Consider the following 21,461-nt stretch of genomic DNA (forward strand, 5'->3'; position numbering starts at 1 on the left):
AAGGTCACACCCGTTCCCATACCGAACACGGAAGTTAAGCTTCTCAGCGCCGATGGTAGTTAGGGGCTGTCCCCTTGTGAGAGTAGGACGTTGCCAGGCAAATCATTATGGAGGATTAGCTCAGCTGGGAGAGCACCTGCCTTACAAGCAGGGGGTCGGCGGTTCGATCCCGTCATCCTCCACCATAGCTTTTACAAAGCAATAACTTTCCTAATATGCCGGCCTAGCTCAATTGGTAGAGCAACTGACTTGTAATCAGTAGGTTGGGGGTTCAAGTCCTCTGGCCGGCACCATGCTTCTTATTTCCTTGTGTTGCTTCTTCGGAAGCATGCGCAAAATCTCGAAAGAGATTTTAAGCAGGTTTTGCAAAAGGATTTTGAGCATGCTATTAAGAGTTAAATCTTAAGCAGAGAAAAGTATTCAAGCTAATATTGTAAAGAGCCATTAGCTCAGTCGGTAGAGCATCTGACTTTTAATCAGAGGGTCGAAGGTTCGAGTCCTTCATGGCTCACCATGTTTTTTCGCTCTTGCGAAAATACTATTAATATTTGCGGGTGTGGCGGAATTGGCAGACGCACTAGACTTAGGATCTAGCGCCGCGAGGCGTGGGGGTTCGACTCCCTTCACCCGCACCATTTATAACAAAAAATGTTTTATAATTGCGGAAGTAGTTCAGTGGTAGAACACCACCTTGCCAAGGTGGGGGTCGCGGGTTCGAATCCCGTCTTCCGCTCCAAATTTTGCCGGGGTGGCGGAACTGGCAGACGCACAGGACTTAAAATCCTGCGGTAGGTGACTACCGTACCGGTTCGATTCCGGTCCTCGGCATCAGTTTTTAAAATTTAAAAACTACCAAGCGCCCGTAGCTCAATTGGATAGAGCGTTTGACTACGGATCAAAAGGTTAGGGGTTCGACTCCTCTCGGGCGCGTTTCTTACGGGAAGTAGCTCAGCTTGGTAGAGCACTTGGTTTGGGACCAAGGGGTCGCAGGTTCGAATCCTGTCTTCCCGACCATTAATAAGATGGGGCCTTAGCTCAGCTGGGAGAGCGCCTGCTTTGCACGCAGGAGGTCAGCGGTTCGATCCCGCTAGGCTCCACCATTTTTTCGAATAATTGTATATGGCGGTGTAGCTCAGCTGGCTAGAGCGTACGGTTCATACCCGTAAGGTCGGGGGTTCGATCCCCTCCGCCGCTACCAAATCCAATAAAATATTGGACCTTTAGCTCAGCTGGTTAGAGCAGACGGCTCATAACCGTCCGGTCGTAGGTTCGAGTCCTACAAGGTCCACCAGAGTTTTTTGTGGAAAACAATAATTTTCTATAATACGGAGGAATACCCAAGTCCGGCTGAAGGGATCGGTCTTGAAAACCGACAGGCGGGTCAAACCGCGCAGGGGTTCGAATCCCCTTTCCTCCTCCATTAAGTTTTTTAAATATTATTATCGCGGGGTGGAGCAACGAGCGTTACTTCATCGAATAAGCTACGAGTTGTACTGACCGAGCTGCTACTTGCTTACGCTTTCTAAGGTCAGGACAGTCTAACGTATGCTTAGCGCGCATAGATCACAAAACTTTTATATTATTATCGCGGGGTGGAGCAGTCTGGTAGCTCGTCGGGCTCATAACCCGAAGGTCGCAGGTTCAAATCCTGTCCCCGCAATCAAGGAAGTTTATATTTCCTTTCATTAGTTTCATCTTGGTCCGGTAGTTCAGTTGGTTAGAATGCCTGCCTGTCACGCAGGAGGTCGCGGGTTCGAGTCCCGTCCGGACCGCCATTTACATATTTTTTTATGGCTCAGTAGCTCAGTCGGTAGAGCACGATGAATAAGCTTCTGAGAAATAGCATCCAGCGTACTCATCGAGTTGCTTCTTGGGTTATCTTTCTGAGATGAGGACGATGGACGAAGATGTTTTAATAGAGGAATATATACTTTAATGGCTCAGTAGCTCAGTCGGTAGAGCAATGGACTGAAAATCCATGTGTCGGCGGTTCGATTCCGTCCTGAGCCATCATTTTTGCGGGTGTAGTTTAATGGTAAAACCACAGCCTTCCAAGCTGTTGTCGTGGGTTCGATTCCCATCACCCGCTCCAATGTGATATGGGCCTATAGCTCAGCTGGTTAGAGCGCACGCCTGATAAGCGTGAGGTCGATGGTTCAAGTCCATTTAGGCCCACCATGAATAAATTTTTCCGCGGTAGCTCAGTGGTAGAGCAACGAGCGAAGCATCATGATTTTGCTTCGAGTTGTACTCATCGAGCTGCTACTTGAATTAGCCTCCCGAGATGAGGACAATCTAAGGAATACTAGGGAGTATAGATAATTAATGTTATTCCGCGGTAGCTCAGTGGTAGAGCAATCGGCTGTTAACCGATCGGTCGTAGGTTCGAATCCTACCCGCGGAGCCATATGGAGAAGTACTCAAGTGGCTGAAGAGGCGCCCCTGCTAAGGGTGTAGGTCGGGTAACCGGCGCGAGGGTTCAAATCCCTCCTTCTCCGCCATATTGGCCCCTTGGTCAAGCGGTTAAGACACCGCCCTTTCACGGCGGTAACACGGGTTCGAATCCCGTAGGGGTCATAAAAAAGGCTGTCGACAATATGTGTCGGCAGCCTTTTTTATGCTTTTTAAAGGATTATTAAATCAAATGCAGAAATAGATATAGATGATTAGGAACTTGTCCATAAAGATTATGTTATAGCTTTATCATTTCTTGTGAAGAATGTACAATGATATATCTTGAAGCTGGTGAGGGGTGGAAGGAAATGTACGAGCAGAAGACAAAGGAAACCGATAATAGTGTTGTGGAGTTCATCGAATCAGTAGAAAGTCCAAAGAAAAAAGAAGATGCCTACAAGTTATTAGAAATTTTTTCGGAAGTAACGGGCTATGAGGCAAAAATGTGGGGGCCTAGTATTATTGGATTTGGTTCCTATCATTACAAGTATGCTTCCGGTCATGAGGGCGATGCACCGTTAGTTGGCTTTTCACCAAGGAAGGCCAAAATTAGTTTATATTTTGCAACTGGAGATAATCAAAGAGATGAGATATTGCAGAGGTTTGGAAAATACACAAGTGGCAAAGCATGTGTCTACATAAATAAGCTAGCTGATATCAACATAGATGTACTGAAGGAATTAATCGAACAATCGGTTCATTTCTTGAAAACAAAATATCCAAATTAAGAAAAGCTTCTGGGGAAGTTTCCTAAACGGGTTCTCTGGAAGGGTATAAAATAAGTAAATCGCATACAAAATCGCACACTTACTCGCATTGTTATTCATTGTGGATTTTTGTGAAGGTATGATATTCATAGGCGGAGAATTTCCGATTAATGCATAAGAGAGAGGCTTAAGAAGCAGATATAAGCTGAAAAATTCCGATTAACCGCTCTAAATAGGTCAAAATCCAAAGGTTTGGATAAGGTAAACGGAAAACCTCCCCTTATTTTTAGGGAAATATGGATATTTTCCGATATAAACGGAATTTTTCTGTTTATTTTTCAAACACGGTAAACAGTTGATAAATAACGAAAAAAAACTGCGATTTTTAATATAAACTGGACCCTATAAAATAGACACGGATAAAAAACTACTTATCCATTCTGTTTTATAGGGTTCTTTGTCGTATACTTATTTTATAATCATTATAAGCGGGAGTTGATAATATGGGGGTGCATTATTTTTCGGATGAACAGCTAGAAGAATTAAGAAGGAATCCTTACGTGGATAAAGTCTCCAACAAAGCCATTACGTATTCCGAGGTCTTTAAGCAACATTTTATGGATGAACTGCACCGCGGGAAACTTCCCACACAAATTTTTAGGGAAGCTGGCTTTGATACAAAGGTAGTGGGTAAACAAAGAATTGATAACTTTGCTCGCAGGATACGGAAAATGTCGAATAGAAAAGAAGGTTTTACGGATTTACGCACCCAACATTCTGGACGTCCTCAAACGAAAGAGCGCACGCCTAGTGAGGAAATAGCCTATCTCAAACATCAAGTCGCCTTACAAAAACAACAAATTGAAGCTTTAAAAAAAATGAATTTTATCAATCGCAAAGCAATCAAAGCTTTGCCCAAGAAAAATATCAACTAATCCAAAAATTAACGGAAAGAGACGATAACCTCTTGAATATCAAGTGGCTCTGTGACATTGCCCACGTTTCTCGTTCAGGCTATTATGCATGGCTGGAACAGGAAAAGCGACGTAATGAGCGAGAGGAACAAGATCGCGCTGATTTTGAATTGATTCTAGAAGTCTATCAATATCGCGGATATGCGAAGGGATCAAGAAGCATCTATATGCGTTTGCTTCAAATGGGAATCGTGATGAACCGTAAGAAGATTCAACGACTGATGAATAAATATAACCTCGTATGTCCGATTAGAAAACCTAATCCTTATAAACGAATGGCCAAAGCTAGGCATGAACATGCAACGAAGCCTAATCATTTAAATCGCCAATTTAAAGCCCATGGTCCCAAAACGGTCCTACTCACGGATATTACCTATCTCTACTTTGGACGAGGTCAGAAAGCCTATTTAGCTACTATCAAAGATTCGTTTACCAATCAAATTCTTTCTTATGCACTGAGTGAATCCTTGGAAGTGGATTTTGTTTTAGAAATGATCGAACAATTAATTGAACATCACGCGATTCCTAGAAAACAGAAAACCCTGATCCATTCCGACCAGGGCGTACACTATACCAGTGTGCAATTTCAATCGCTGCTGAATGATAAAGAATTAAGGCAATCCATGTCACGTCGAGGGAATTGTTGGGACAATGCACCGCAAGAATCTTTCTTTGGTCACATGAAGGACGAGCTAGGGAATTTGAGCAGCGTACTTACTTTTGCATCTCTTTCTATCAAAATCGATGACTATATGGATTATTACAACAACGAACGGTATCAATGGGATCTCGCAAAGTTATCCCCTAATCAATATGCAGCTTTTATTAAAACGGGAGTGTATCCTCTGGCTCATCTTGTGAAGACACCAAATCTTCCTGCTGTTGCCCCCCTACAAGACTAATTTCTTGTTGGAATCGTGTTACATATTTTTCATGTAGTTTGTCCCATTTTCCTGGCCGAAAGACGTCCCCTTCGTAAAAATCAGGGTCTAATAGAGCCTGTACGTATAAATCATATTCTAATTCGATGGATGGAAACTTTAATATCCATTTTAATTGATCGATAAGATATGATTCGGATAGCATTTGATCAGCCACTTTCCGATAATCGAGAAAGTATTTCCATTGTTCCTTTTCTGTTAGAGATTCAAAATATCTTACCATCCAATTGGGGTAGGTTCGTAAGGTATGTTCTTCTTGAAAAACAGAAAACTCTAATGCTTTCAAACTTGATAAATAATGTCTCTTCATATTTCTAATGGATAACAAAGGCACACGTTCTTAGTTTTGAGCGTGTGCCTGAACTTGTCACCACTCCTCCTATGGAACAACCATAAGAGGAAGGAGCAATAAAAGTTAGTAGTTTTTTTCAAAGTGTCCTTGACATGGGGTCCACTTTAATATAAAATCGCAGTTTTTTCTTTGCTAATTTATTGTGAATTCATATGTTATTTCTGCCCAGAAGAGAACGCTTGGGGAGTTTCCCCAGAAGCTTTTTTAAATGAAGTAGTCTAAAAATAATCCGATTGATAATAGAAATCCAAATATCGTGTTCGTTTGTGCTGTTGCCTTCATCGCAGGCATCATTTGGATCGGTATCGTTTTGCCGATAAAGCCTTTGGTTGCTTGGATAGCTTTCGGTGCACTGAGTACGACAATGGCCATCCATGCGGATGAATAGCTCATCATCATTAAGACAAATACCCATATATATGAAACAGTGAACATACTAGCTAATAAGTAAATGGCCTTTTTTCGACCTAATAAAATAGCTAAGGTTTTTCGTCCGAACTCTTTATCACCGTCGAGATCACGAATATTGTTTGAAAGCAAAATAGCTCCGACAAGTATGAAGATTGGAACCGATACTAAAATGCTTGTTACCGTGATCGTTCCAGCTTGAATATAGAAGCTAATTAGAATGATGCCCATTCCCATGAAAAAGCCGGCAAAAATTTCACCAAATGGCGTATAGGCAATTGGCAGTGGACCACCGGTGTAGAGATAGCCAATAATCATGCAAAATAACCCGATGGCAGCAAGCCACCATGAGGTATTCATACAAATATAAACACCGATTAAGATTGAAACACCATATAAACCTAAGGCAATTTGCATGATCGTTTTTGGTTTTACACCATCTCTTACGATGGTACCTCCAATTCCTACTGACTCCTCATTATCCAAGCCCCGTTTATAGTCATAGTATTCATTAAACATGTTTGTAGCGGCCTGGATGAGTAGACTGGCAACTAGCATGGCAAAGAATAGCCCTAGATTAATCTTTGTCTCGTGAATGGCTAAAGCAGTTCCTAATAGGACCGGAACAAAAGCAGCTGTTAGTGTATGAGGCCTTGTCAGCTTCCACCAGACCTTCCAGCCTTTGTTGGGAGTAACAGGATTATAACTAGTTTTCGTTTCTGTTTGCATCTTTTCTCCCCCTAAAAAAAGCATGATATCTATATAAATAACTATATTATCAATCCAATATTGATAACATCCAAATTCAAGTTTAGGCAAACTGACAGAGAGTGTCAATGTCTTTTTACAGTTATTCGAGGATGGAATTGCCATGGAGGTGTAATAGGACCTGAATAGCCAATGAAGCAGTATTATATAATAATAAGGAAAAAACTAGGTCGATTTTGTAGCTTTCATTGACATTTCATGAGGTTGAGGTGTATTTTAAAATAGGTTTGAAATCTAGATAAACCGAGCAAAGACTGGTATGATTTTTATGGTGGCTATTTAGAATTTATATACACATTGCTTTATTTGAATAGAGCCTTTTTTAATTGGAGGGGATTTTTTGGTAACGTTGCTAAATACGGAGCTAAAAATAGGAATTGAGCAGGCATTAGGACGAGCAAAAACAAGCTTAGTTCCCGTATTAGTAAGTGAAGTTCAAAAAGTCGATCATATAGAGCCTCTTTCCTTTTTTGCGGCAGGAATAGAAAAGTATATGGGGGAACGATTCTTTTGGAAGGATCCTACTGAGGAGACGGTCCTAGTAGGAATGGGGACATGCAAACAGATTCAATCGATTAATGGAAACGAGCGTTTTACTGAAACACAAATGGAATGGAATCGCTTAATCAGTGAAGCCATTATCCTGAAAGAGCAGGAGAAAATGGGGACGGGGCCTATCATGTTTGGAGGTTTTTCTTTTGACCCCCTAAAAGAAAAGACAAGCCTCTGGTCAAAATACCCAGATGCATTGTTTCATGTGCCTAAATATTTGCTTTCGATCATTGAAGGGCAAGCTTATTTGACAACGAACATCATTTGTACCCAACATGATCAGCTATCCATCGTTGATCAGGTTCTTGAGGAGCGTCACTCATTATTATCACTAGCATCTCTAGTGAAACCATTTGCAAAATCAAGGCTTATAGAAGAAAAGGAAGTTGTCCATCCTAGTGAATGGAAAAACTCCGTTCGAAATCTTGTTGAGGAATTAAAAAATGGCCAGCTAAAAAAGGTTGTGCTAGCAAGAGAGCTTAGATTGATTTTTCATGATGAGGTTTCGATAGAAGGTGTTCTTAACAAACTGCTTGAGGAACAAAAAGGTAGCTTTATCTTTGCCTTTGAATCAAATGGGGATTGTTTCTTAGGGGCTTCCCCAGAACGATTGGTTAAGAAAGAAGGCAACCAACTGTTTTCTACATGCCTTGCTGGTTCTATAGCGAGAGGCAAAACAGAGGATGAGGATGCAAAGCTCGGTCAAATTCTATTAAATGATCAAAAGAATTTAATTGAGCATCATTATGTGGTGGAAATGATAAAAGAGGCGATGGAGCAGGAATGTCTCGAAGTGCGTCTACCGGAACAACCAACTTTATTGAAGACGAGAGATATTCAGCATTTGTACACTCCTGTGGTGGGAATTGCGAATCCAGATTGTTCCCTTTTACTGGTTGTAAATTCCCTTCATCCAACTCCAGCGCTAGGTGGTCTGCCTCAAAAGGCGTCAGTTGAGAAAATACGGGAAATTGAAGCGTTGGATCGTGGATTATATGCTGCTCCGATTGGTTGGTTAGATTACGCTGGCAATGGAGAATTTGCGGTAGCGATTCGTTCAGCGCTCATTCAAAAAAATGAAGCATCCCTTTTTGCAGGATGTGGCATCGTTCAGGATTCTGATGCAGATAGCGAGTATGTCGAAACAAAGATTAAGTTTCGCCCCATGCTTTCGGCACTTGGAGGTTTTTAATAAAATGAGTAATCAAGAAGCGTTAACTTCTTATATCGCAGCTTTTGTTTCAGAGCTTGTGCACACAGGAATTAGGGATGTCGTTGTAAGTCCAGGCTCGCGTTCAACACCCATGGCGATGGTAATGGCAGAGCACCCGGATTTACGTGTGCATATCAATGTGGATGAGCGATCTGCCGCCTTTTTTGGATTAGGAATGGCAAAAGCATCGGGACAGCCGGTAGCGATTCTTTGTACATCTGGAACAGCAGCAGCTAATTACTTTCCTGCCATTGTAGAGGCGCATTATTCTAGGGTACCACTGGTGGTTCTGACGGCGGACCGCCCTCATGAATTAAGGGATGTTGGTGCACCACAAGCGATCGACCAAATTCATTTATATGGTCATCATGTAAAGTGGTTTGTGGAGATGGCCCTTCCTGAGGAAACAGAGGAACAGCAGCGCTATGTTCGAACCGTCTGTGCAAGGGCAGCAACAACCGCCCTTGCAGCCCCAGCAGGGCCCGTTCATCTCAATTTCCCGTTTCGAGAGCCGTTGGTTCCGAATCTTGAGCGAGAAGACTTATTTCAGGTATCTGAACGGGAGAATGGCTATGTCATGATTGACCGTGGCATCCCTACATTAGCATCCCAGCAGTTAGAAAGAATCGGGAATCATTTAAGCAATTACTCAAGAGGGATAATTGTATGTGGTTCTATCGAGCAGGACGGGTTCATAGAGGCTGTCACTACCTTAGCGAATCATTTAAAGTTTCCGATCATAGCTGATCCATTGTCCCAGCTAAGAAGTGGGACTCATGATGGGACTAATATTATTGATACATATGATACATTTTTAAGAAATGAAGATGCAAAAGATGCATTAAAGCCCGATGTGATTATTCGATTTGGAGCAATGCCTGTTTCCAAAGCCTTGACGATTTTCTTAAAGGAAAATAAACAGGCGGACCAATGGGTCATTGACAGTGGGAGCGGTTGGCGAGACCCATCACTTTTATCCTCATTAATGCTCTATTGTGGTGAAAAGGAATTTTGCCAATCTATCTTGGAATATGTGGAGAAGAAATCCGAGGATGACTATTTAATCAAATGGAGAGAATTGAATTCTTTTACAAAGACTTGCTTGAAGAAAATCCGCGATGTCAATCAATTAAGTGAAGGGAAGCTCTTTCATATGCTTCCTGACATCCTTCCAGAAGGGGCCACTGTATTCGTTGGCAATAGTATGCCGATACGGGATTTAGATACTTTTTTCCATTTTAATCATAACTCAATTAAAATCATGGCCAATCGTGGTGCTAATGGAATCGATGGGACCATTTCGACAGCATTAGGTGCTTCCACCGTGCTTCAACCTCTTTATTTAATTGTGGGTGACTTGACCTTTTTCCATGATTTAAACGGACTTATGGCTGCCAAGCTCTATGATTTAAATATAAAAATTATTGTCATTAACAATAACGGTGGGGGGATTTTTTCCTTCCTTCCTCAGGCGGGGTATCCAAAGAATTTCGAAAAACTATTTGGTACGCCATTAGATCTTCAGTTTGAGCATGCCATCAAGATGTATAATGGTTCTTATGACCTCATTACAGATTGGGAGCATTTTACTTCCTCTTTTCAGCAAAATATGGAGAATGTTGGCTTATCAGTGATGGAAATTACGACAATTCGTGACATAAACCTCAAAGAGCATCGAGATTTGTGGAATTATGTTTCCCAGGAAATAAGTCGACTTTTGAAGGGTGACAGGGCATGAGACATGTAATAGACGGCATTCGCTATAATGTGGATACGTATGGCGACGGGTTTCCCGTGATTTTGCTACATGGATTTACAGGGAATATGTCGATGTGGCAGCCTTTTTATGAAAAATGGGGAAAACACTCAAAGCTGATCGCTGTCGATATTATTGGACATGGGAAAACAGAGATGACGGATCAGAAAGAAAGATATAGAATGCTGTCTGTCGTGGATGATATTTTTCTAATCATGGAGAAATTGAAAATCCAAAAAGCGGACTTTGTCGGATATTCAATGGGAGGAAGGCTTGCTTTATCCTTTGCCGCCAAATATCCAACGAAGGTTCGAAAGCTTGTGCTAGAAAGTGCTTCACCTGGATTAGCCTCTGTAGAAGAAAGAAAAGAGAGAATGAAGCAGGATGAGAAGCTAGCTGATTTTATTGAGGAAAAGGGCATAGAGGAGTTTGTCGATTATTGGGAAAACATCTCCTTATTTGAAAGTCAAAAACGCCTTCCTTCAGAGGTTCAAAAGAGTCAAAGGGAACAGCGACTTCAAAATTCTGCGAAGGGCTTGGCGAATAGTTTAAGAGGAATGGGGACTGGAGCGCAACCCTCCTGGTGGGGAGAGCTTGAGAATATAAAAATGAGTACACTTTTAATCACTGGTTCCTTAGATACGAAATTTTGTCTGATTGCTGAAAAAATGCAGGAACGACTCGAAAATTCCCAGTGGGTGAATGTCGAAGGCTCTGGCCATGCAATTCATGTGGAGAATTGTGAAAAATTTGGTACAATAATAAGTGGGTTTCTGTCGAAAACATAAAAAGGCAAAACTTGACTGCTCCCATGTTTGGAGCTAAATAAATGATTGGAGGTTGCTTTATGTCAGTAGAGTGGGTTGCAGGACGCCAGTATGAAGAAATTATTTATGAAACATACAATGGGATTGCGAAAATTACAATCAATCGTCCACATGTACATAATGCATTTACACCAAGAACCGTCATGGAACTAATTGATGCTTTCGCATATGCACGTGATGATTCCAATGTCGGTGTTATTATCTTAACTGGAGCGGGTGACAAAGCATTCTGTTCTGGTGGGGATCAATCTGTTCGCGGTCACGGAGGTTATGTCGGTGAGGACCAAATTCCTCGCTTAAATGTATTGGACCTTCAACGCCTAATCCGCGTCATTCCGAAACCAGTCATTGCGATGGTAAAGGGCTATGCTATAGGGGGAGGGCATGTTCTTCATATCGTTTGTGATTTGACGATTGCGGCAGATAATGCGGTATTTGGTCAAACTGGACCAAAGGTCGGCTCCTTTGATGCAGGCTATGGTTCTGGTTATTTAGCGAGAATTGTCGGCCATAAAAAAGCTCGCGAAATTTGGTACCTCTGTCGACAATATAATGCGCAGGAAGCTCTCGATATGGGCTTGGTCAATACCGTTGTCCCACTTGAGAAGGTAGAAGAAGAAACCATTCAATGGTGTGAGGAAATTCTTGAGAAGAGTCCAACTGCTCTTCGCTTCCTAAAAGCAGCGATGAATGCGGATACGGATGGATTAGCTGGAATTCAGCAATTTGCAGGAGATGCTACATTGCTTTACTATACGACAGAAGAGGCGAAGGAAGGCCGTGATGCTTTCAAAGAGAAGCGTAAGCCAGACTTCGGTCAATTCCCTCGTTTCCCTTAATTAAAGAAACCTTCAAACAGCTTGATCTCAGTATCAAGCTGTTTGGTTTTTGAGGAATAGGCTATGCTGAACTTTGTTGATGTCTGTTTTTCTAACGGTTTGGTTAAAGCTAAAATTAACACCGAACATAAACATATCCAGTGAAATATAAGGTGGTGATGCGTGATGACTGAAACCATTCCGAACCCATTGCTTAAGAGAGCTTTTTTAACCCCAAATCGACCGATGATTCGTTTTAAAGATCGGGATTATAGCTTCAAGGAGATGTATGAGCGTGCTTTGAAGCAAGCGGGTCACCTACAATCTCAAGGTGTAAAAAAAGGGGATTATGTGGCAGTTCTTTTGCAAAATCATGTCGACTCTGTCGTGATGCTATTGTCCCTTCAGCTGATTGGGGGGATAGCGGTGATCCTAAATAATCGTTTGACCGCAGAAGAACTTGCATGGCAAATCGAGGACTCGAATTCGATCCTTTTTATAACGGAAGAGGGGTTTAGAGACAAGCTAGCAAGGCTGCAACTTGAGATTCCATGGCTATGGAAGGCAACCATCGATACATCAAATTCCATGTCCCCTGCTGTTCAAGATGAGGTGAACCTAGATGATGTATGCTCGGTGATGTATACCTCTGGGACAACAGGGAAGCCAAAGGGAGTACTGCAAACTTACGGGAATCATTGGTGGAGTGCAACTGGGTCAGCTCTGAATTTAGGGATAAGTGAGGATGATTGCTGGTTGTGTACGGTACCTTTGTTTCATATTAGCGGCTTCTCTATCTTAATGAGAAGCATTATCTATGGGATGAGGATGGTGCTTCACGAAGGCTTTAATGAAGGACTTGTTCTCGAGACGATTGAAACGGAAAAGGTGACGATCATGTCCGTTGTTACTACCATGCTGTCCCGCCTTGTTGAGGCACTGAATCATCGGACCCTTCCGTCTCGATTTCGTTGTATGCTTTTAGGAGGTGGACCAGCTCCGTTGCCTCTATTGGAGAAATGTGTTGAGAAAAATATTCCGGTTTTCCAAAGCTATGGGATGACCGAAACCTCCTCGCAAATTGTCACCTTGTCACCTGAATACAGTATTAGTAAGCTTGGCTCGGCTGGAAAGGCGTTGTTTCCATCACAAGTAAAAATTGCAGATTCTAATGGGAAAGAAATTGAAGCTAACCAATCAGGTGAAATCCTTGTCAAGGGCCCTAATGTGACGTCTGGTTATTTGAACAGGGAAGTGGAATCAAGAAAACAATTTGTGGATGGATGGCTCAAAACCGGGGATGTTGGCTATTTAGATGAGGAAGGCTTTCTTTATGTACTAGATCGTCGCTCGGATTTAATCATTTCGGGTGGGGAAAATATTTATCCAGCAGAAATAGAAGGAATCCTCACCTCACACCCAGACATAGAGGATGCAGGAGTAATTGGAGCTGCGGATCACCAATGGGGGCAAGTACCTGTTGCCTTTGTAAAAAAAATAGGCTCAGTCGCTGAAGAAGAAATCATCCACTATTGTTCGGAAAGGCTCGCAAGGTATAAGCTGCCAAAGAAGATCTACTTTGTCGATGAGCTTCCAAGAAATGCTTCTCGAAAGCTGTTGAGGCGAGAGCTTAGACAAATGCTCGATAAATAAAACCCTCCAAATCGGAGGGTTCGTTATTTTGCCAACGCCGTTTCTAAAGCCTTTAGATTGTCATTCATTATGGAAAAATAGGTTCGTTTATTTTTTATGTCAGCGTCTGTTAAAACAGATAGGTTATGAAGGTAGAGCGGCTCTGCCTTTATCTCTTTCCGAACGACTTCTGCTAGCTTGGTGCTGACATTTTGCTCTAAAAATACATAGTTCAAATCGTTTTCCTGTGCCGTTTTAATAATTTGCTTTAGCTCTCTCTGAGTAGGCTCACTAGAGGAGGACAGACCAGAAATACTAAGCTGCTTAATGCCATAGCGCTTTTCCCAATACCCATAGGCTGCATGAGAAACAATAATTTCCTTATGCTTAGCGTTTTTCACTAGAGCTTCAAACCTTGTGTTCAAGTCATCCAAATCGGACGCCAATTGCTCATAGTTTTTCTCGAATTCTTCTTTATGTGTTGGTAATTGCTTGCTCAATTCGTTTTTGATTGCTTCTGCAAGCTCTTTTGCATAAACGGGATCGATCCAAACATGCGGGTCAATATCACCATGATGATGGCCGTCATCGTCTGGAGCTTTGTGTTCTTCAAGATGTTTAATGTTCTCTCCTGCGGGAAGAAGAACAACCTCTTCATTTTTTAACGTTTGCTTTGCTTTATCCACAAAGCCTTCCAAACCTAGACCGACATATATAAATAGATCGGAATCGGCTAGCTTCATCATATCCTTTTGTGAAGGCTCAAACGTATGCTCGTCAGAACCTGGAGGATAAATCGTTTGAACTTTGACGAATTCTTTTCCGATTTCCTCAGTAAAATATTGAAGTGGATAGACGGTTGTATAAACGTCAAGTATTCCGTCCTCAGCAATCTTCTTTTTATTTTCTTCCGCTTTACAGCCTGCAAGTGTGAAGATGATCAGGACTAAAAAGAGGGGGACTATTTTTTTCATGCTTTTCTCCTCTCAATATAAAACAAAATAGTTATAATCCGTAATGATTACGATTTACTTTAGTATCTTATAATAATTGTGTTATAATTGCAAGATAAAAAATTGTCTAGTTTTGTAGTGGCTTTAATGGAATAGTGCCATTATTATTATGTGTATGAATACCTGAAAAATGATTAGAAAGGGGGAAGATTTATGAGATTGCTTGAAGAGATTTTAGAGTATAACGAAGAGTTTGTAAGTGAGAAAAAATACGAACAGTATGCGACAACGAAATTTCCGAATAAAAGAATGGTTATTTTAACCTGTATGGACACCAGATTGCTCGAACTATTGCCGAAGGCCTTAAATGTCGGCAATGGGGATGTTAAGCTTGTGAAAAATGCAGGTGCACTCGTATCCCACCCTTTTGGAAGTATTATGAGAAGCCTGCTGGTCGCTGTGTATCAGCTTAATGCAGATGAAATTTTGGTGATTGGACATCATGATTGTGGGATGTCAGGCATGAAGGCAGATAAGATGATCGCCCAAATGAAGGAACGGGGAATTAAGGAAGAAACACTGGAAATGCTGACCTACTCAGGCATGGATGTTGAAAAATGGCTGGAAGGATTCAATGATGTAACTGAAAGCGTTCAGCACAGTGTCGAGATGATTCGTAAGCATCCTCTTTTACCAAAGGATATTCCGGTTCATGGTCTTGTCATTGATCCGGAAACAGGAAAGCTTGATCTCGTATCCAATGGGTATGGGGAGACTAGGATTTAGTTTCTTTTTTCTCTGGCACTAGATCTACTCCACCTGGATGAAATGGGTGACATTTTAAAATGCGCTTAATGGTGAGCCATCCTCCTTTGATCGGTCCAAATCTGCGAATAGCCTCTAAGCCATAATGGGAGCAGGTTGGATAGAATCGGCAGGTGGGTGGCTTTAGTGGGGAGATTACAATTTGGTAAAAACGAATCAGCCCGATCATGATTTTTTTTATCATAAGTTCTCATCCTTTGAAAAATAAGATTTCTTCAAAAAGATATCATACCTATGGTATATTAGTCTATGAATGAGACTTCGGAACAAATGTAAGGTATCCTCGGGAGGGAAGAGAAATGCCATCAGTAGAGAGCTTTGAATTGGACCATAATGCAGTAAAGGCACCCTATGTCAGACATTGTGGTGTTCATCATGTAGGATCAGACGGTGTCGTTAATAAGTATGATATACGTTTTTGCCAGCCGAACAAGCAGGCGATGAAGCCAGATTCTATTCATACGTTAGAGCATTTGCTCGCTTTTAATATTCGTGAGCATGCGCTAAAATATGATCATTTTGATATTATCGATATTTCCCCAATGGGTTGTCAGACAGGCTATTATTTAGTGGTTAGTGGCGAACCGACGGTGGAAGAAATCATCGATTTATTAGATGCGACGATGAAGGCAGCTGTTGAAATAGAAGAAATTCCAGCAGCGAATGAGAAGCAATGTGGCCAGGCCAAGCTTCATGATTTAGAAGGAGCAAAGAAATTAATGCGATATTGGCTCGGGCACTCAAAAGAAGAATTGAAGCAAGTGTTTGCATAAAAAAATCGGCGATTTGTCGCCGATTTTTTTTATGGTTTGAGAAAAGAGCTTTTATAATAGGGGACTGAGGAGCCTTGAAATAGACTCCTTAAATCGAATATAGAGAGAACGATGGTGATACTTTTCACTTGTCATCTCCCAAGATAGTTCCATATCCTTCATGAAGCTTTCGGAAAGTTCATGGGCGATTTCTTCATGATAGATAAATGCATTAACTTCAAAGTTAAGACGGAAGCTTCGAACATCGATATTGGCGGTTCCGACCGAGGAAACCTCCTTGTCTACGATGATCGTCTTGGCATGGATAAAGCCATTATCATAAATAAAAATCTTCGCACCTGCCTTGATCATTTCGCCTACATAGGACATCGTTGCCCAATAGACAAACATATGATCCGGCTTATTTGGAATCATGATTCGGACATCTACTCCTGATAAGGAAGCAATCCTTAGCGCATCTAGAAGGCTTGCGTCGGGGATAAAATAAGGAGTCTGAATCCAAATCGATTTTTTGGCAGAGGTGATCATTTTAATATAGCCATATTTAATCTGCTCCCATTCAGAGTCTGGCCCAGAGTTAACGATTTGGATCCCTACTTGCCCAGCGGAAACATCTTTAGGAAAAAAATTTTGTGCATAGTGAATATCATGGCGATGGGACGCTTGATTCCAGTCCAATATAAAACGGGTTTGGATGGCGTAGACGGCACTCCCTTTTATCCGCAAATGGGTATCTCGCCAATAGCCGAATTTCGGATTTTTCCCTAGGTACTCGTCTCCGACATTAAAACCACCTACATAGCCAATTTTTCCATCGATAATCGCGAGCTTACGATGATTTCGGTAATTAATTCGAAAATTAATGATATGTAGTTTTGAAGGAAAAAAAGCTTCCACCTCTCCGCCGGCATGGCGTAGCTCTTTAAAAAAGCTGCGTGTCATCCCTCTAGACCCAAGATCATCATAGAGAACCCGAACCTTGACGCCTTCCTTCGCTTTCTTGATTAGGGCCGCAAGTAGTTTTTTTCCAATATCATCTTTTTTGAGAATGTAGTATTGCAAATGGATATGATCTTTGGCCTTCTCAATATCCCGAAACAGGGATTGAAATTTCTCTTTTCCGTCTGTAAAGAGATCGACCTGATTATCCTGGGTGAGGACGGCATCATTATTGCTGAGATGTAAGAAAATAAGATCATGATATTTTTTTTCAATGCTGTTTCGGTATGGAAAGTTTCCGGTACAGATTTCCATGAGCTGATTGGATATGAACTGTGCAATTCCGACTTTTTTCTGATCCTCCCATTGAAACATTTTGGAGTGTGTTAAGCTTCTTCCGAAGAACAGGTACATGAAGAAGCCAAAGCCCGGAATAAAAAAGAGAACCAAGATCCAAGCCCATGTGGCGCCAGCATCTTTCCTTTCCAGAAAAACGACAATCATTGCTAAAAACATATTTAAAATAAAAATGACGCCAATGATTATTGAAGTAAAGCTCATTATTTCTTCCTCGCATACGTTCTATATTTAGGTGTGTAAATCTCTGTCATTATCTAAATGAGGAGTCTTTTCTAATGGATCAACGGAATGCTTGTACGAGTATGCTTTGCTCGTTACCACCGCAGAAAGGATGATGACCGCGAAACAAATAATAATACAAATAATGAGAACTACTAACACAACATATCCCTCCCATATTTCTTTTTAAGGCAATCATAGCTATTCTAACATGAAAGTGCACTTTATTTGTGAAAACTTGTTTTTTATCTGCAAAATTGGGAAATCTATGCTGAGGAGGTTGATATCATGTCAAATGCAGTAGTAAAAGACTTAAATAAACAAGTAGCCAATTGGACGGTGCTTTTTGTTAAGCTTCATAACTATCATTGGTTTATTAAAGGGCACCACTTTTTTGCCTTACATGAGAAATTTGAGGAGCTCTATGATGAGGCAAACGAATATATTGATGAGCTCGCTGAACGAGTCCTTGCTCTTGGGGGGAAGCCAATTGGTACGATGGCTGAATGTCTCCAGCTTGCATCCATAAAGGAAGCAACTGGTCAGGAAGCTGATGAAACAGCTATGGTGAAGAGTGTTGTGGAGGATTTTGAAATCTTATCCCGTGAATTGCAGGTAGGAATCAAGGAAGCAGAAGAGGCAGGCGACGATGGCACAGCTGATATGTTTATCGGGATCAAGAAGAGTCTAACCAAGCATCTATGGATGTTCCGTGCCTTCTTAGGAGAATAAAACAGCTAACAAAAAGCTGGCTAATGAATCAGCCAGCTTTTGCATGTATTATGGAGAAGAAATATGTAACTGTCCACCTGTGGAGGACAAATTTAGGGGTTTGTCCACCGACGGTACCTGGTACCGAAATTAGTGCAGGTGGGCGCGTTGTTGGCCGTAGTCTTTGCTAGCGAATTTGCCCTTTAGTGCTTCCATTAAGTATAGTCCAATTAGGTCATAGAGTTCTTGCTTATCGAGTTCTTTGATGATGTTCATCAGGTCATCGTAGGACATTTCCTCAAGCAAGGCAAAGGTCAGCATATCAATATCTTCGTCATCCCCTGTTAGCTTATCCCGATAAAACTCATAGATTTCATCCACCAGCTTCATTGCTTCCACCCCCGTGTTTCTTAATACAATACCCTAATCATAAGCAATTATTCCAATTTGAATAAAAATAAATACCGGACTTCACGTTTAAATGGATGCCCTACAACTAATAATCATAATGAAAGGCTCATTTCTCAAATATTGTTTCGAAAACAGCCTAATGAAAAAGGGGGTCATATCCGTGAGTGAAGAAAAAAAGACTTATTATATCAATGTGGGAACGGGCGAGATTACAAAGAGCAGTACCGATTCTGCCTGGAATTTCCGGATTGAGGCGACCGATGATGAAATTACGATGCTGAGAGAGTATTTTGATCAAAACTATTCAACTGAGTGGCAGAACTTTTGGCGGGCGCATGTTCCATTTTTAGAATATCACCATGACAAACAAAATGATGCATATGATGAAACCATGGTCAAAATTTATCAAATGATTTATGACTTAGGAGATCAGGAAGCAAGGAATCATATTGAGTCAATGGGGATTCTAGAAGGGGAGAGCTAAAACGTTATAAAAGAATGCCGCTTCCTATAAGAAAGCGGCATTGCTATTCATTTTACCTTATTACATTTCCATTTCGATTGCCGTGTCGACTATTTCCTGAGGAATAGTAATTTCACCGATTTGATTATAATCCATGTACTCACCACTGATGATTTGTTTCAGACTGATTGTTTCACCCTCAGCTGTTATGTCCATATCCATTTTCATATTCAACTTACTTGGATAGAAGGTCTCTTTATCAATATAAATCTCATATTCGATATTTTTAATATTGAGATCCTGTGAGGCCATGACTTCCTGAGACATTTCCGGAAGGGCTTGTTCAATAGTTTCATTAATGAGGTCATTAAATTTGTTACCAGATGCCTTCAATTTAAGTATGTAGGAGTTATCGTCCTGTTCAAATTTGAAATCGTCTACATACTTCTCTAGCTTCTTTAGCTCCCCTATTGGATTGGATTGCTGAGGTGTGCTTTGCATGAGCTCTTCAGCCATTTCAGTAGGAAACTTCATCCATCCTTCCCCTGTCGGAGCAAACATGTAGATGCCTTCGGGTGTAAGATACATTTCCGTTTCCATTTGTTCCGCGGTATCTGGTACGGTCATTTTCATTTTTTGATGAAGGGCCATCGGATTTTGGGTAGCCTTCGCATCAACCGTCGACTTCACATTTACTGTCTCTGGCCCGGTTATTTCTTGCTCGAGATCCATTCTTAATCCAAAGCTCTTCAGCTCTTCTGAGGCAGCAGTGGCTTTTTCAAAAACTTCAGCCAAAGTTAATTCAGAAATCTTTTCGCTCTTTTCCTCTGTTTGCTTTTGATCTTTTGTGTTGTCCTTCTTCGCTACAGGTTCTGCTGTCTGATTACAGGCTGCAAGCATGAGGATAAGGAAGAGTCCTGTAACGATGGAAACTAATTTTCTCAATTTCTCCACTCCTTTACTTCTTGGTCTTACCCAATGGCTGTTCTCGTACGGAACGTGGTTTTGAACGGCTTTACTGCCAGCCATTCCGTTTCATACTAGACGTATGCCACGCATAGAGTAGGCCAGCACTTTTCTCTGTTATTTTAATAAATAGACTGCATAATCAAGGTTCAATCTATAGATTTTTTGTGCGAAAGCAACCATGTTTGGAGAAAAGAACCTACCCATTAATCATACGTAGTAATATGGAAATAGTTTCATAATTTTCTCGAAAATGTTTTTTTGTTGTTTTTCGATATAATGAAAATAAGCAGTTATTAGGATGGAGGATAAAATGGAAACATTTCAAGATTATCATGGTGATACGGTAAGGCTAGCTTTTGAGAAAAATTCTTTTTCAAAGCCTGCTAAGCATGTTCTGGCCATTTGTCGATACAAGGGTCAGTGGCTGCTGACCAAGCATAAACAGCGGGGTCTCGAGTTCCCTGGTGGGAAGGTTGAAGCTGGCGAGACACTAGAAGAAGCAGTCAGGAGGGAGGTTCAGGAGGAAACGGGTGCGATCTTAGGGGAGGTCCAATTGATTGGGGAATATGAGGTAGAGAGTAAGGATGGCTCCTTCGTGAAGGCGATTTTTTACGGAGAAGCAAAAGAGCTTCAGAATAACGCCTATTACTATGAGACAGAGGGTCCACAGTTGGTAGGACAAGATCTCCTTGAAAAAAGATTTGGTGAGGAATTCAGTTTTATTATGAAGGATTCGGTGATTGAAAAAAGCATCCGATTTATCGGATTTCCGACAGAAGACTCCCACTTCAATTTTGTGAAGGGCTTAGCCCAAAAATAAGTGGGAGATGAATGTCGGTTGGTGATAGACAAAACATATGTTCGTATGGTATAATATCCCTGTAAGTTGTTCTTTGAAAACTGGATATATGGGGTTGGTACGAGAAAGGCTTCGTACTGTAAAATATCCAAGCGTCATTCGCCCTGCACGTATCGAAGTAGCGAAAACCAAGCAAAGTAGAACGTGCAGTGAGTCCAACGTACAAGATTGCAACTCCGCAGGAGACTCCATGAGTCGCTTGCACTGCTAACTGTCGGTGCGACAGGGATAGCCTGCTAAGAAACTGAAGGATACTTCGGTGTTCGCAGGAATCTCCATCTTCAAATTTTCGTTAGAAAATTAAGATGGAGTAGTTCAAAGAAAGAATGTGTTAATGTTCAGTGTTCATACTAGCCATATGTGCAGGGCGTGAACGGGTTTTGCTCGGCACGAGCAACGTAGTGAACCCATGCACATATGGTGGTATCAAGACCAACAAAAAAATTAACAGCGCCTAGAGAAAAAAATCATAACCACCCGTAAAAACGGGTGGTTTGTTCTACGGCTGAAAGCCTTCGTTACTGGCCAGCCCTTCAAAGGGCTCTGAAAGTTCGCCAACCGCACTACTTTTCCGGCT

21 protein-coding genes, 20 tRNA genes and 1 rRNA gene are annotated in these 21,461 nt (G+C 41.5%); 34 read left to right on the forward strand and 8 right to left on the reverse strand.

Features of this window, described 5'->3' with window-relative positions; genetic code table 11:
* From rrf to J2S07_RS20625, 24 genes are all read left to right on the forward strand, one after another.
* Nucleotides 1-99 (forward strand): 5S ribosomal RNA (gene rrf, locus J2S07_RS20510); the annotation flags it as partial.
* A 10-nt stretch (nucleotides 100-109) separates the two neighbouring features.
* A tRNA-Val gene (locus tag J2S07_RS20515) sits at nucleotides 110-185 on the forward strand.
* A gap of 32 nt (nucleotides 186-217) precedes the next feature.
* A tRNA-Thr gene (locus tag J2S07_RS20520) sits at nucleotides 218-293 on the forward strand.
* A gap of 145 nt (nucleotides 294-438) precedes the next feature.
* Nucleotides 439-514: transfer RNA gene (locus J2S07_RS20525), tRNA-Lys, on the forward strand.
* Nucleotides 515-550: 36 nt separating this feature from the next.
* Nucleotides 551-635 (forward strand) — tRNA-Leu (locus tag J2S07_RS20530).
* Between the two features lie 26 nt (nucleotides 636-661).
* Nucleotides 662-736, forward strand: a tRNA-Gly gene (locus J2S07_RS20535).
* Nucleotides 737-742: 6 nt separating this feature from the next.
* A tRNA-Leu gene (locus tag J2S07_RS20540) sits at nucleotides 743-828 on the forward strand.
* Nucleotides 829-856: 28 nt separating this feature from the next.
* Nucleotides 857-930, forward strand: a tRNA-Arg gene (locus J2S07_RS20545).
* Between the two features lie 7 nt (nucleotides 931-937).
* Nucleotides 938-1,014, forward strand: a tRNA-Pro gene (locus tag J2S07_RS20550).
* Between the two features lie 10 nt (nucleotides 1,015-1,024).
* Nucleotides 1,025-1,100 (forward strand) — tRNA-Ala (locus tag J2S07_RS20555).
* A 21-nt stretch (nucleotides 1,101-1,121) separates the two neighbouring features.
* Nucleotides 1,122-1,198: transfer RNA gene (locus J2S07_RS20560), tRNA-Met, on the forward strand.
* A gap of 16 nt (nucleotides 1,199-1,214) precedes the next feature.
* Nucleotides 1,215-1,291 (forward strand) — tRNA-Ile (locus J2S07_RS20565).
* Between the two features lie 36 nt (nucleotides 1,292-1,327).
* Nucleotides 1,328-1,420, forward strand: a tRNA-Ser gene (locus J2S07_RS20570).
* 166 nt (nucleotides 1,421-1,586) lie between these two features.
* Nucleotides 1,587-1,660 (forward strand) — tRNA-Met (locus tag J2S07_RS20575).
* A gap of 38 nt (nucleotides 1,661-1,698) precedes the next feature.
* A tRNA-Asp gene (locus tag J2S07_RS20580) sits at nucleotides 1,699-1,775 on the forward strand.
* Between the two features lie 162 nt (nucleotides 1,776-1,937).
* A tRNA-Phe gene (locus J2S07_RS20585) sits at nucleotides 1,938-2,010 on the forward strand.
* A gap of 8 nt (nucleotides 2,011-2,018) precedes the next feature.
* Nucleotides 2,019-2,092, forward strand: a tRNA-Gly gene (locus tag J2S07_RS20590).
* A 9-nt stretch (nucleotides 2,093-2,101) separates the two neighbouring features.
* Nucleotides 2,102-2,178 (forward strand) — tRNA-Ile (locus J2S07_RS20595).
* A 154-nt stretch (nucleotides 2,179-2,332) separates the two neighbouring features.
* Nucleotides 2,333-2,407 (forward strand) — tRNA-Asn (locus J2S07_RS20600).
* A gap of 3 nt (nucleotides 2,408-2,410) precedes the next feature.
* Nucleotides 2,411-2,501 (forward strand) — tRNA-Ser (locus J2S07_RS20605).
* 4 nt (nucleotides 2,502-2,505) lie between these two features.
* Nucleotides 2,506-2,577, forward strand: a tRNA-Glu gene (locus J2S07_RS20610).
* Nucleotides 2,578-2,762: 185 nt separating this feature from the next.
* On the forward strand, nucleotides 2,763-3,182 hold the full coding sequence (locus tag J2S07_RS20615; RefSeq protein ID WP_307152270.1) for a DUF1801 domain-containing protein: 420 nt from the start codon (nucleotides 2,763-2,765) through the stop codon (nucleotides 3,180-3,182).
* A gap of 482 nt (nucleotides 3,183-3,664) precedes the next feature.
* A complete protein-coding gene (locus J2S07_RS20620; RefSeq protein ID WP_307152271.1) occupies nucleotides 3,665-4,096 on the forward strand; it encodes an HTH domain-containing protein in 432 nt (143 codons plus the stop codon).
* On the forward strand, nucleotides 4,096-5,037 hold the full coding sequence (locus J2S07_RS20625) for an IS3 family transposase (protein WP_307152289.1): 942 nt from the start codon (nucleotides 4,096-4,098) through the stop codon (nucleotides 5,035-5,037). Before J2S07_RS20620 ends, J2S07_RS20625 begins: the two co-directional genes overlap by 1 nt.
* Here the strand turns inward: J2S07_RS20625 and J2S07_RS20630 are convergent.
* Together J2S07_RS20630 and J2S07_RS20635 are read right to left on the reverse strand one after the other, a co-directional pair.
* A complete protein-coding gene (locus tag J2S07_RS20630; protein ID WP_307152272.1) occupies nucleotides 4,961-5,404 on the reverse strand; it encodes a hypothetical protein in 444 nt (147 codons plus the stop codon). The two genes, J2S07_RS20625 and J2S07_RS20630, sit on opposite strands and share 77 nt — an antisense overlap.
* Before the next feature lie 228 nt (nucleotides 5,405-5,632).
* Complete coding sequence (locus tag J2S07_RS20635) at nucleotides 5,633-6,565, reverse strand: 1,4-dihydroxy-2-naphthoate polyprenyltransferase (protein ID WP_307152273.1); 933 nt, start codon at nucleotides 6,563-6,565, stop codon at nucleotides 5,633-5,635.
* A 379-nt stretch (nucleotides 6,566-6,944) separates the two neighbouring features.
* Here J2S07_RS20635 and J2S07_RS20640 point away from each other — a divergent pair, with 379 nt between their 5' ends.
* From J2S07_RS20640 to J2S07_RS20660, 5 genes are all read left to right on the forward strand, one after another.
* The gene (locus tag J2S07_RS20640) at nucleotides 6,945-8,348 is read left to right on the forward strand and encodes an isochorismate synthase (RefSeq protein ID WP_307152274.1); all 1,404 of its coding nucleotides are present in this window, start codon (nucleotides 6,945-6,947) and stop codon (nucleotides 8,346-8,348) included.
* 4 nt (nucleotides 8,349-8,352) lie between these two features.
* Nucleotides 8,353-10,107 carry a 2-succinyl-5-enolpyruvyl-6-hydroxy-3-cyclohexene-1-carboxylic-acid synthase gene (gene menD / locus J2S07_RS20645; protein ID WP_307152275.1) on the forward strand — a complete coding sequence of 585 codons (1,755 nt, stop codon included), beginning with the start codon at nucleotides 8,353-8,355 and terminating at the stop codon, nucleotides 10,105-10,107.
* Nucleotides 10,104-10,913: a 2-succinyl-6-hydroxy-2,4-cyclohexadiene-1-carboxylate synthase gene (menH, locus tag J2S07_RS20650; RefSeq protein ID WP_307152276.1), complete on the forward strand. Its 810-nt coding sequence runs from the start codon at nucleotides 10,104-10,106 to the stop codon at nucleotides 10,911-10,913. The genes menD and menH overlap by 4 nt, the downstream gene beginning before the upstream one ends.
* A 59-nt stretch (nucleotides 10,914-10,972) precedes the next feature.
* Nucleotides 10,973-11,791, forward strand: a complete 819-nt coding sequence (menB, locus tag J2S07_RS20655) for a 1,4-dihydroxy-2-naphthoyl-CoA synthase (protein ID WP_307152277.1) — start codon at nucleotides 10,973-10,975, stop codon at nucleotides 11,789-11,791.
* A 165-nt stretch (nucleotides 11,792-11,956) separates the two neighbouring features.
* Nucleotides 11,957-13,423: an o-succinylbenzoate--CoA ligase gene (locus J2S07_RS20660; RefSeq protein WP_307152278.1), complete on the forward strand. Its 1,467-nt coding sequence runs from the start codon at nucleotides 11,957-11,959 to the stop codon at nucleotides 13,421-13,423.
* A gap of 23 nt (nucleotides 13,424-13,446) precedes the next feature.
* On the opposite strand, the gene J2S07_RS20665 is transcribed toward J2S07_RS20660, so the two are convergent.
* On the reverse strand, nucleotides 13,447-14,376 hold the full coding sequence (locus J2S07_RS20665; protein ID WP_307152279.1) for a metal ABC transporter solute-binding protein, Zn/Mn family: 930 nt from the start codon (nucleotides 14,374-14,376) through the stop codon (nucleotides 13,447-13,449).
* A 192-nt stretch (nucleotides 14,377-14,568) separates the two neighbouring features.
* Between J2S07_RS20665 and J2S07_RS20670 the strand changes: the two genes are divergently transcribed.
* Complete coding sequence (locus J2S07_RS20670) at nucleotides 14,569-15,141, forward strand: beta-class carbonic anhydrase (RefSeq protein ID WP_307152280.1); 573 nt, start codon at nucleotides 14,569-14,571, stop codon at nucleotides 15,139-15,141.
* Here the strand turns inward: J2S07_RS20670 and yidD are convergent.
* A complete protein-coding gene (gene yidD / locus J2S07_RS20675; protein ID WP_307152281.1) occupies nucleotides 15,131-15,364 on the reverse strand; it encodes a membrane protein insertion efficiency factor YidD in 234 nt (77 codons plus the stop codon). The two genes, J2S07_RS20670 and yidD, sit on opposite strands and share 11 nt — an antisense overlap.
* A gap of 115 nt (nucleotides 15,365-15,479) precedes the next feature.
* On the opposite strand from yidD, the gene J2S07_RS20680 reads away from it, so the two are divergent.
* A complete protein-coding gene (locus J2S07_RS20680; protein ID WP_307152282.1) occupies nucleotides 15,480-15,953 on the forward strand; it encodes an S-ribosylhomocysteine lyase in 474 nt (157 codons plus the stop codon).
* 51 nt (nucleotides 15,954-16,004) lie between these two features.
* Here the strand turns inward: J2S07_RS20680 and cls are convergent, their stop codons facing one another.
* Both cls and ytzI read right to left on the reverse strand, forming a co-directional pair.
* Nucleotides 16,005-17,453, reverse strand: a complete 1,449-nt coding sequence (gene cls, locus J2S07_RS20685; protein WP_307152283.1) for a cardiolipin synthase — start codon at nucleotides 17,451-17,453, stop codon at nucleotides 16,005-16,007.
* A gap of 27 nt (nucleotides 17,454-17,480) precedes the next feature.
* A complete protein-coding gene (ytzI, locus tag J2S07_RS20690; RefSeq protein ID WP_307152284.1) occupies nucleotides 17,481-17,633 on the reverse strand; it encodes a YtzI protein in 153 nt (50 codons plus the stop codon).
* Between the two features lie 126 nt (nucleotides 17,634-17,759).
* Here ytzI and J2S07_RS20695 point away from each other — a divergent pair, with 126 nt between their 5' ends.
* Entirely contained in the window at nucleotides 17,760-18,203 is a 444-nt protein-coding gene (locus tag J2S07_RS20695; protein WP_307152285.1) for a Dps family protein, read from the forward strand.
* Nucleotides 18,204-18,332: 129 nt separating this feature from the next.
* Here J2S07_RS20695 and J2S07_RS20700 read toward each other — a convergent pair whose 3' ends face one another.
* Nucleotides 18,333-18,572, reverse strand: coding sequence for a DUF6154 family protein (locus J2S07_RS20700; RefSeq protein ID WP_307152286.1), 240 nt, complete (start codon nucleotides 18,570-18,572; stop codon nucleotides 18,333-18,335).
* 181 nt (nucleotides 18,573-18,753) lie between these two features.
* On the opposite strand from J2S07_RS20700, the gene J2S07_RS20705 reads away from it, so the two are divergent.
* Nucleotides 18,754-19,077 carry a hydrolase gene (locus J2S07_RS20705; RefSeq protein ID WP_370872910.1) on the forward strand — a complete coding sequence of 108 codons (324 nt, stop codon included), beginning with the start codon at nucleotides 18,754-18,756 and terminating at the stop codon, nucleotides 19,075-19,077.
* Nucleotides 19,078-19,137: 60 nt separating this feature from the next.
* Here J2S07_RS20705 and J2S07_RS20710 read toward each other — a convergent pair whose 3' ends face one another.
* Entirely contained in the window at nucleotides 19,138-20,001 is an 864-nt protein-coding gene (locus tag J2S07_RS20710; protein WP_370872911.1) for a DUF6612 family protein, read from the reverse strand.
* Nucleotides 20,002-20,335: 334 nt separating this feature from the next.
* Between J2S07_RS20710 and ytkD the strand changes: the two genes are divergently transcribed.
* Nucleotides 20,336-20,845 (forward strand): RNA deprotection pyrophosphohydrolase, encoded by a 510-nt coding sequence (ytkD, locus tag J2S07_RS20715; RefSeq protein ID WP_307152288.1) that lies wholly within the window; start codon nucleotides 20,336-20,338, stop codon nucleotides 20,843-20,845.
* The last annotated feature ends 616 nt before the right edge of the window (nucleotides 20,846-21,461 follow it).

Source organism: Anoxybacillus andreesenii, assembly GCF_030813005.1.
Classification (GTDB): Bacteria; Bacillota; Bacilli; order Bacillales; family Cytobacillaceae; genus Robertmurraya; species Robertmurraya andreesenii.

Excerpts from the sequence above, each read along its gene's own strand:
- cls (WP_307152283.1), bottom strand. The coding sequence starts at position 17,453 with ATGAGCTTTACTTCAATAATCATTGGCGTCATTTTTATTTTAAATATG.
- yidD (WP_307152281.1), bottom strand. The coding sequence starts at position 15,364 with ATGATAAAAAAAATCATGATCGGGCTGATTCGTTTTTACCAAATTGTA.
- J2S07_RS20660 (WP_307152278.1), top strand. The coding sequence starts at position 11,957 with ATGACTGAAACCATTCCGAACCCATTGCTTAAGAGAGCTTTTTTAACC.
- J2S07_RS20635 (WP_307152273.1), bottom strand. The coding sequence starts at position 6,565 with ATGCAAACAGAAACGAAAACTAGTTATAATCCTGTTACTCCCAACAAA.
- menD (WP_307152275.1), top strand. The coding sequence starts at position 8,353 with ATGAGTAATCAAGAAGCGTTAACTTCTTATATCGCAGCTTTTGTTTCA.
- ytkD (WP_307152288.1), top strand. The coding sequence starts at position 20,336 with ATGGAAACATTTCAAGATTATCATGGTGATACGGTAAGGCTAGCTTTT.
- J2S07_RS20680 (WP_307152282.1), top strand. The coding sequence starts at position 15,480 with ATGCCATCAGTAGAGAGCTTTGAATTGGACCATAATGCAGTAAAGGCA.
- J2S07_RS20620 (WP_307152271.1), top strand. The coding sequence starts at position 3,665 with ATGGGGGTGCATTATTTTTCGGATGAACAGCTAGAAGAATTAAGAAGG.
- J2S07_RS20665 (WP_307152279.1), bottom strand. The coding sequence starts at position 14,376 with ATGAAAAAAATAGTCCCCCTCTTTTTAGTCCTGATCATCTTCACACTT.
- J2S07_RS20700 (WP_307152286.1), bottom strand. The coding sequence starts at position 18,572 with ATGAAGCTGGTGGATGAAATCTATGAGTTTTATCGGGATAAGCTAACA.
- menB (WP_307152277.1), top strand. The coding sequence starts at position 10,973 with ATGTCAGTAGAGTGGGTTGCAGGACGCCAGTATGAAGAAATTATTTAT.
- menH (WP_307152276.1), top strand. The coding sequence starts at position 10,104 with ATGAGACATGTAATAGACGGCATTCGCTATAATGTGGATACGTATGGC.
- J2S07_RS20615 (WP_307152270.1), top strand. The coding sequence starts at position 2,763 with ATGTACGAGCAGAAGACAAAGGAAACCGATAATAGTGTTGTGGAGTTC.
- J2S07_RS20695 (WP_307152285.1), top strand. The coding sequence starts at position 17,760 with ATGTCAAATGCAGTAGTAAAAGACTTAAATAAACAAGTAGCCAATTGG.
- J2S07_RS20670 (WP_307152280.1), top strand. The coding sequence starts at position 14,569 with ATGAGATTGCTTGAAGAGATTTTAGAGTATAACGAAGAGTTTGTAAGT.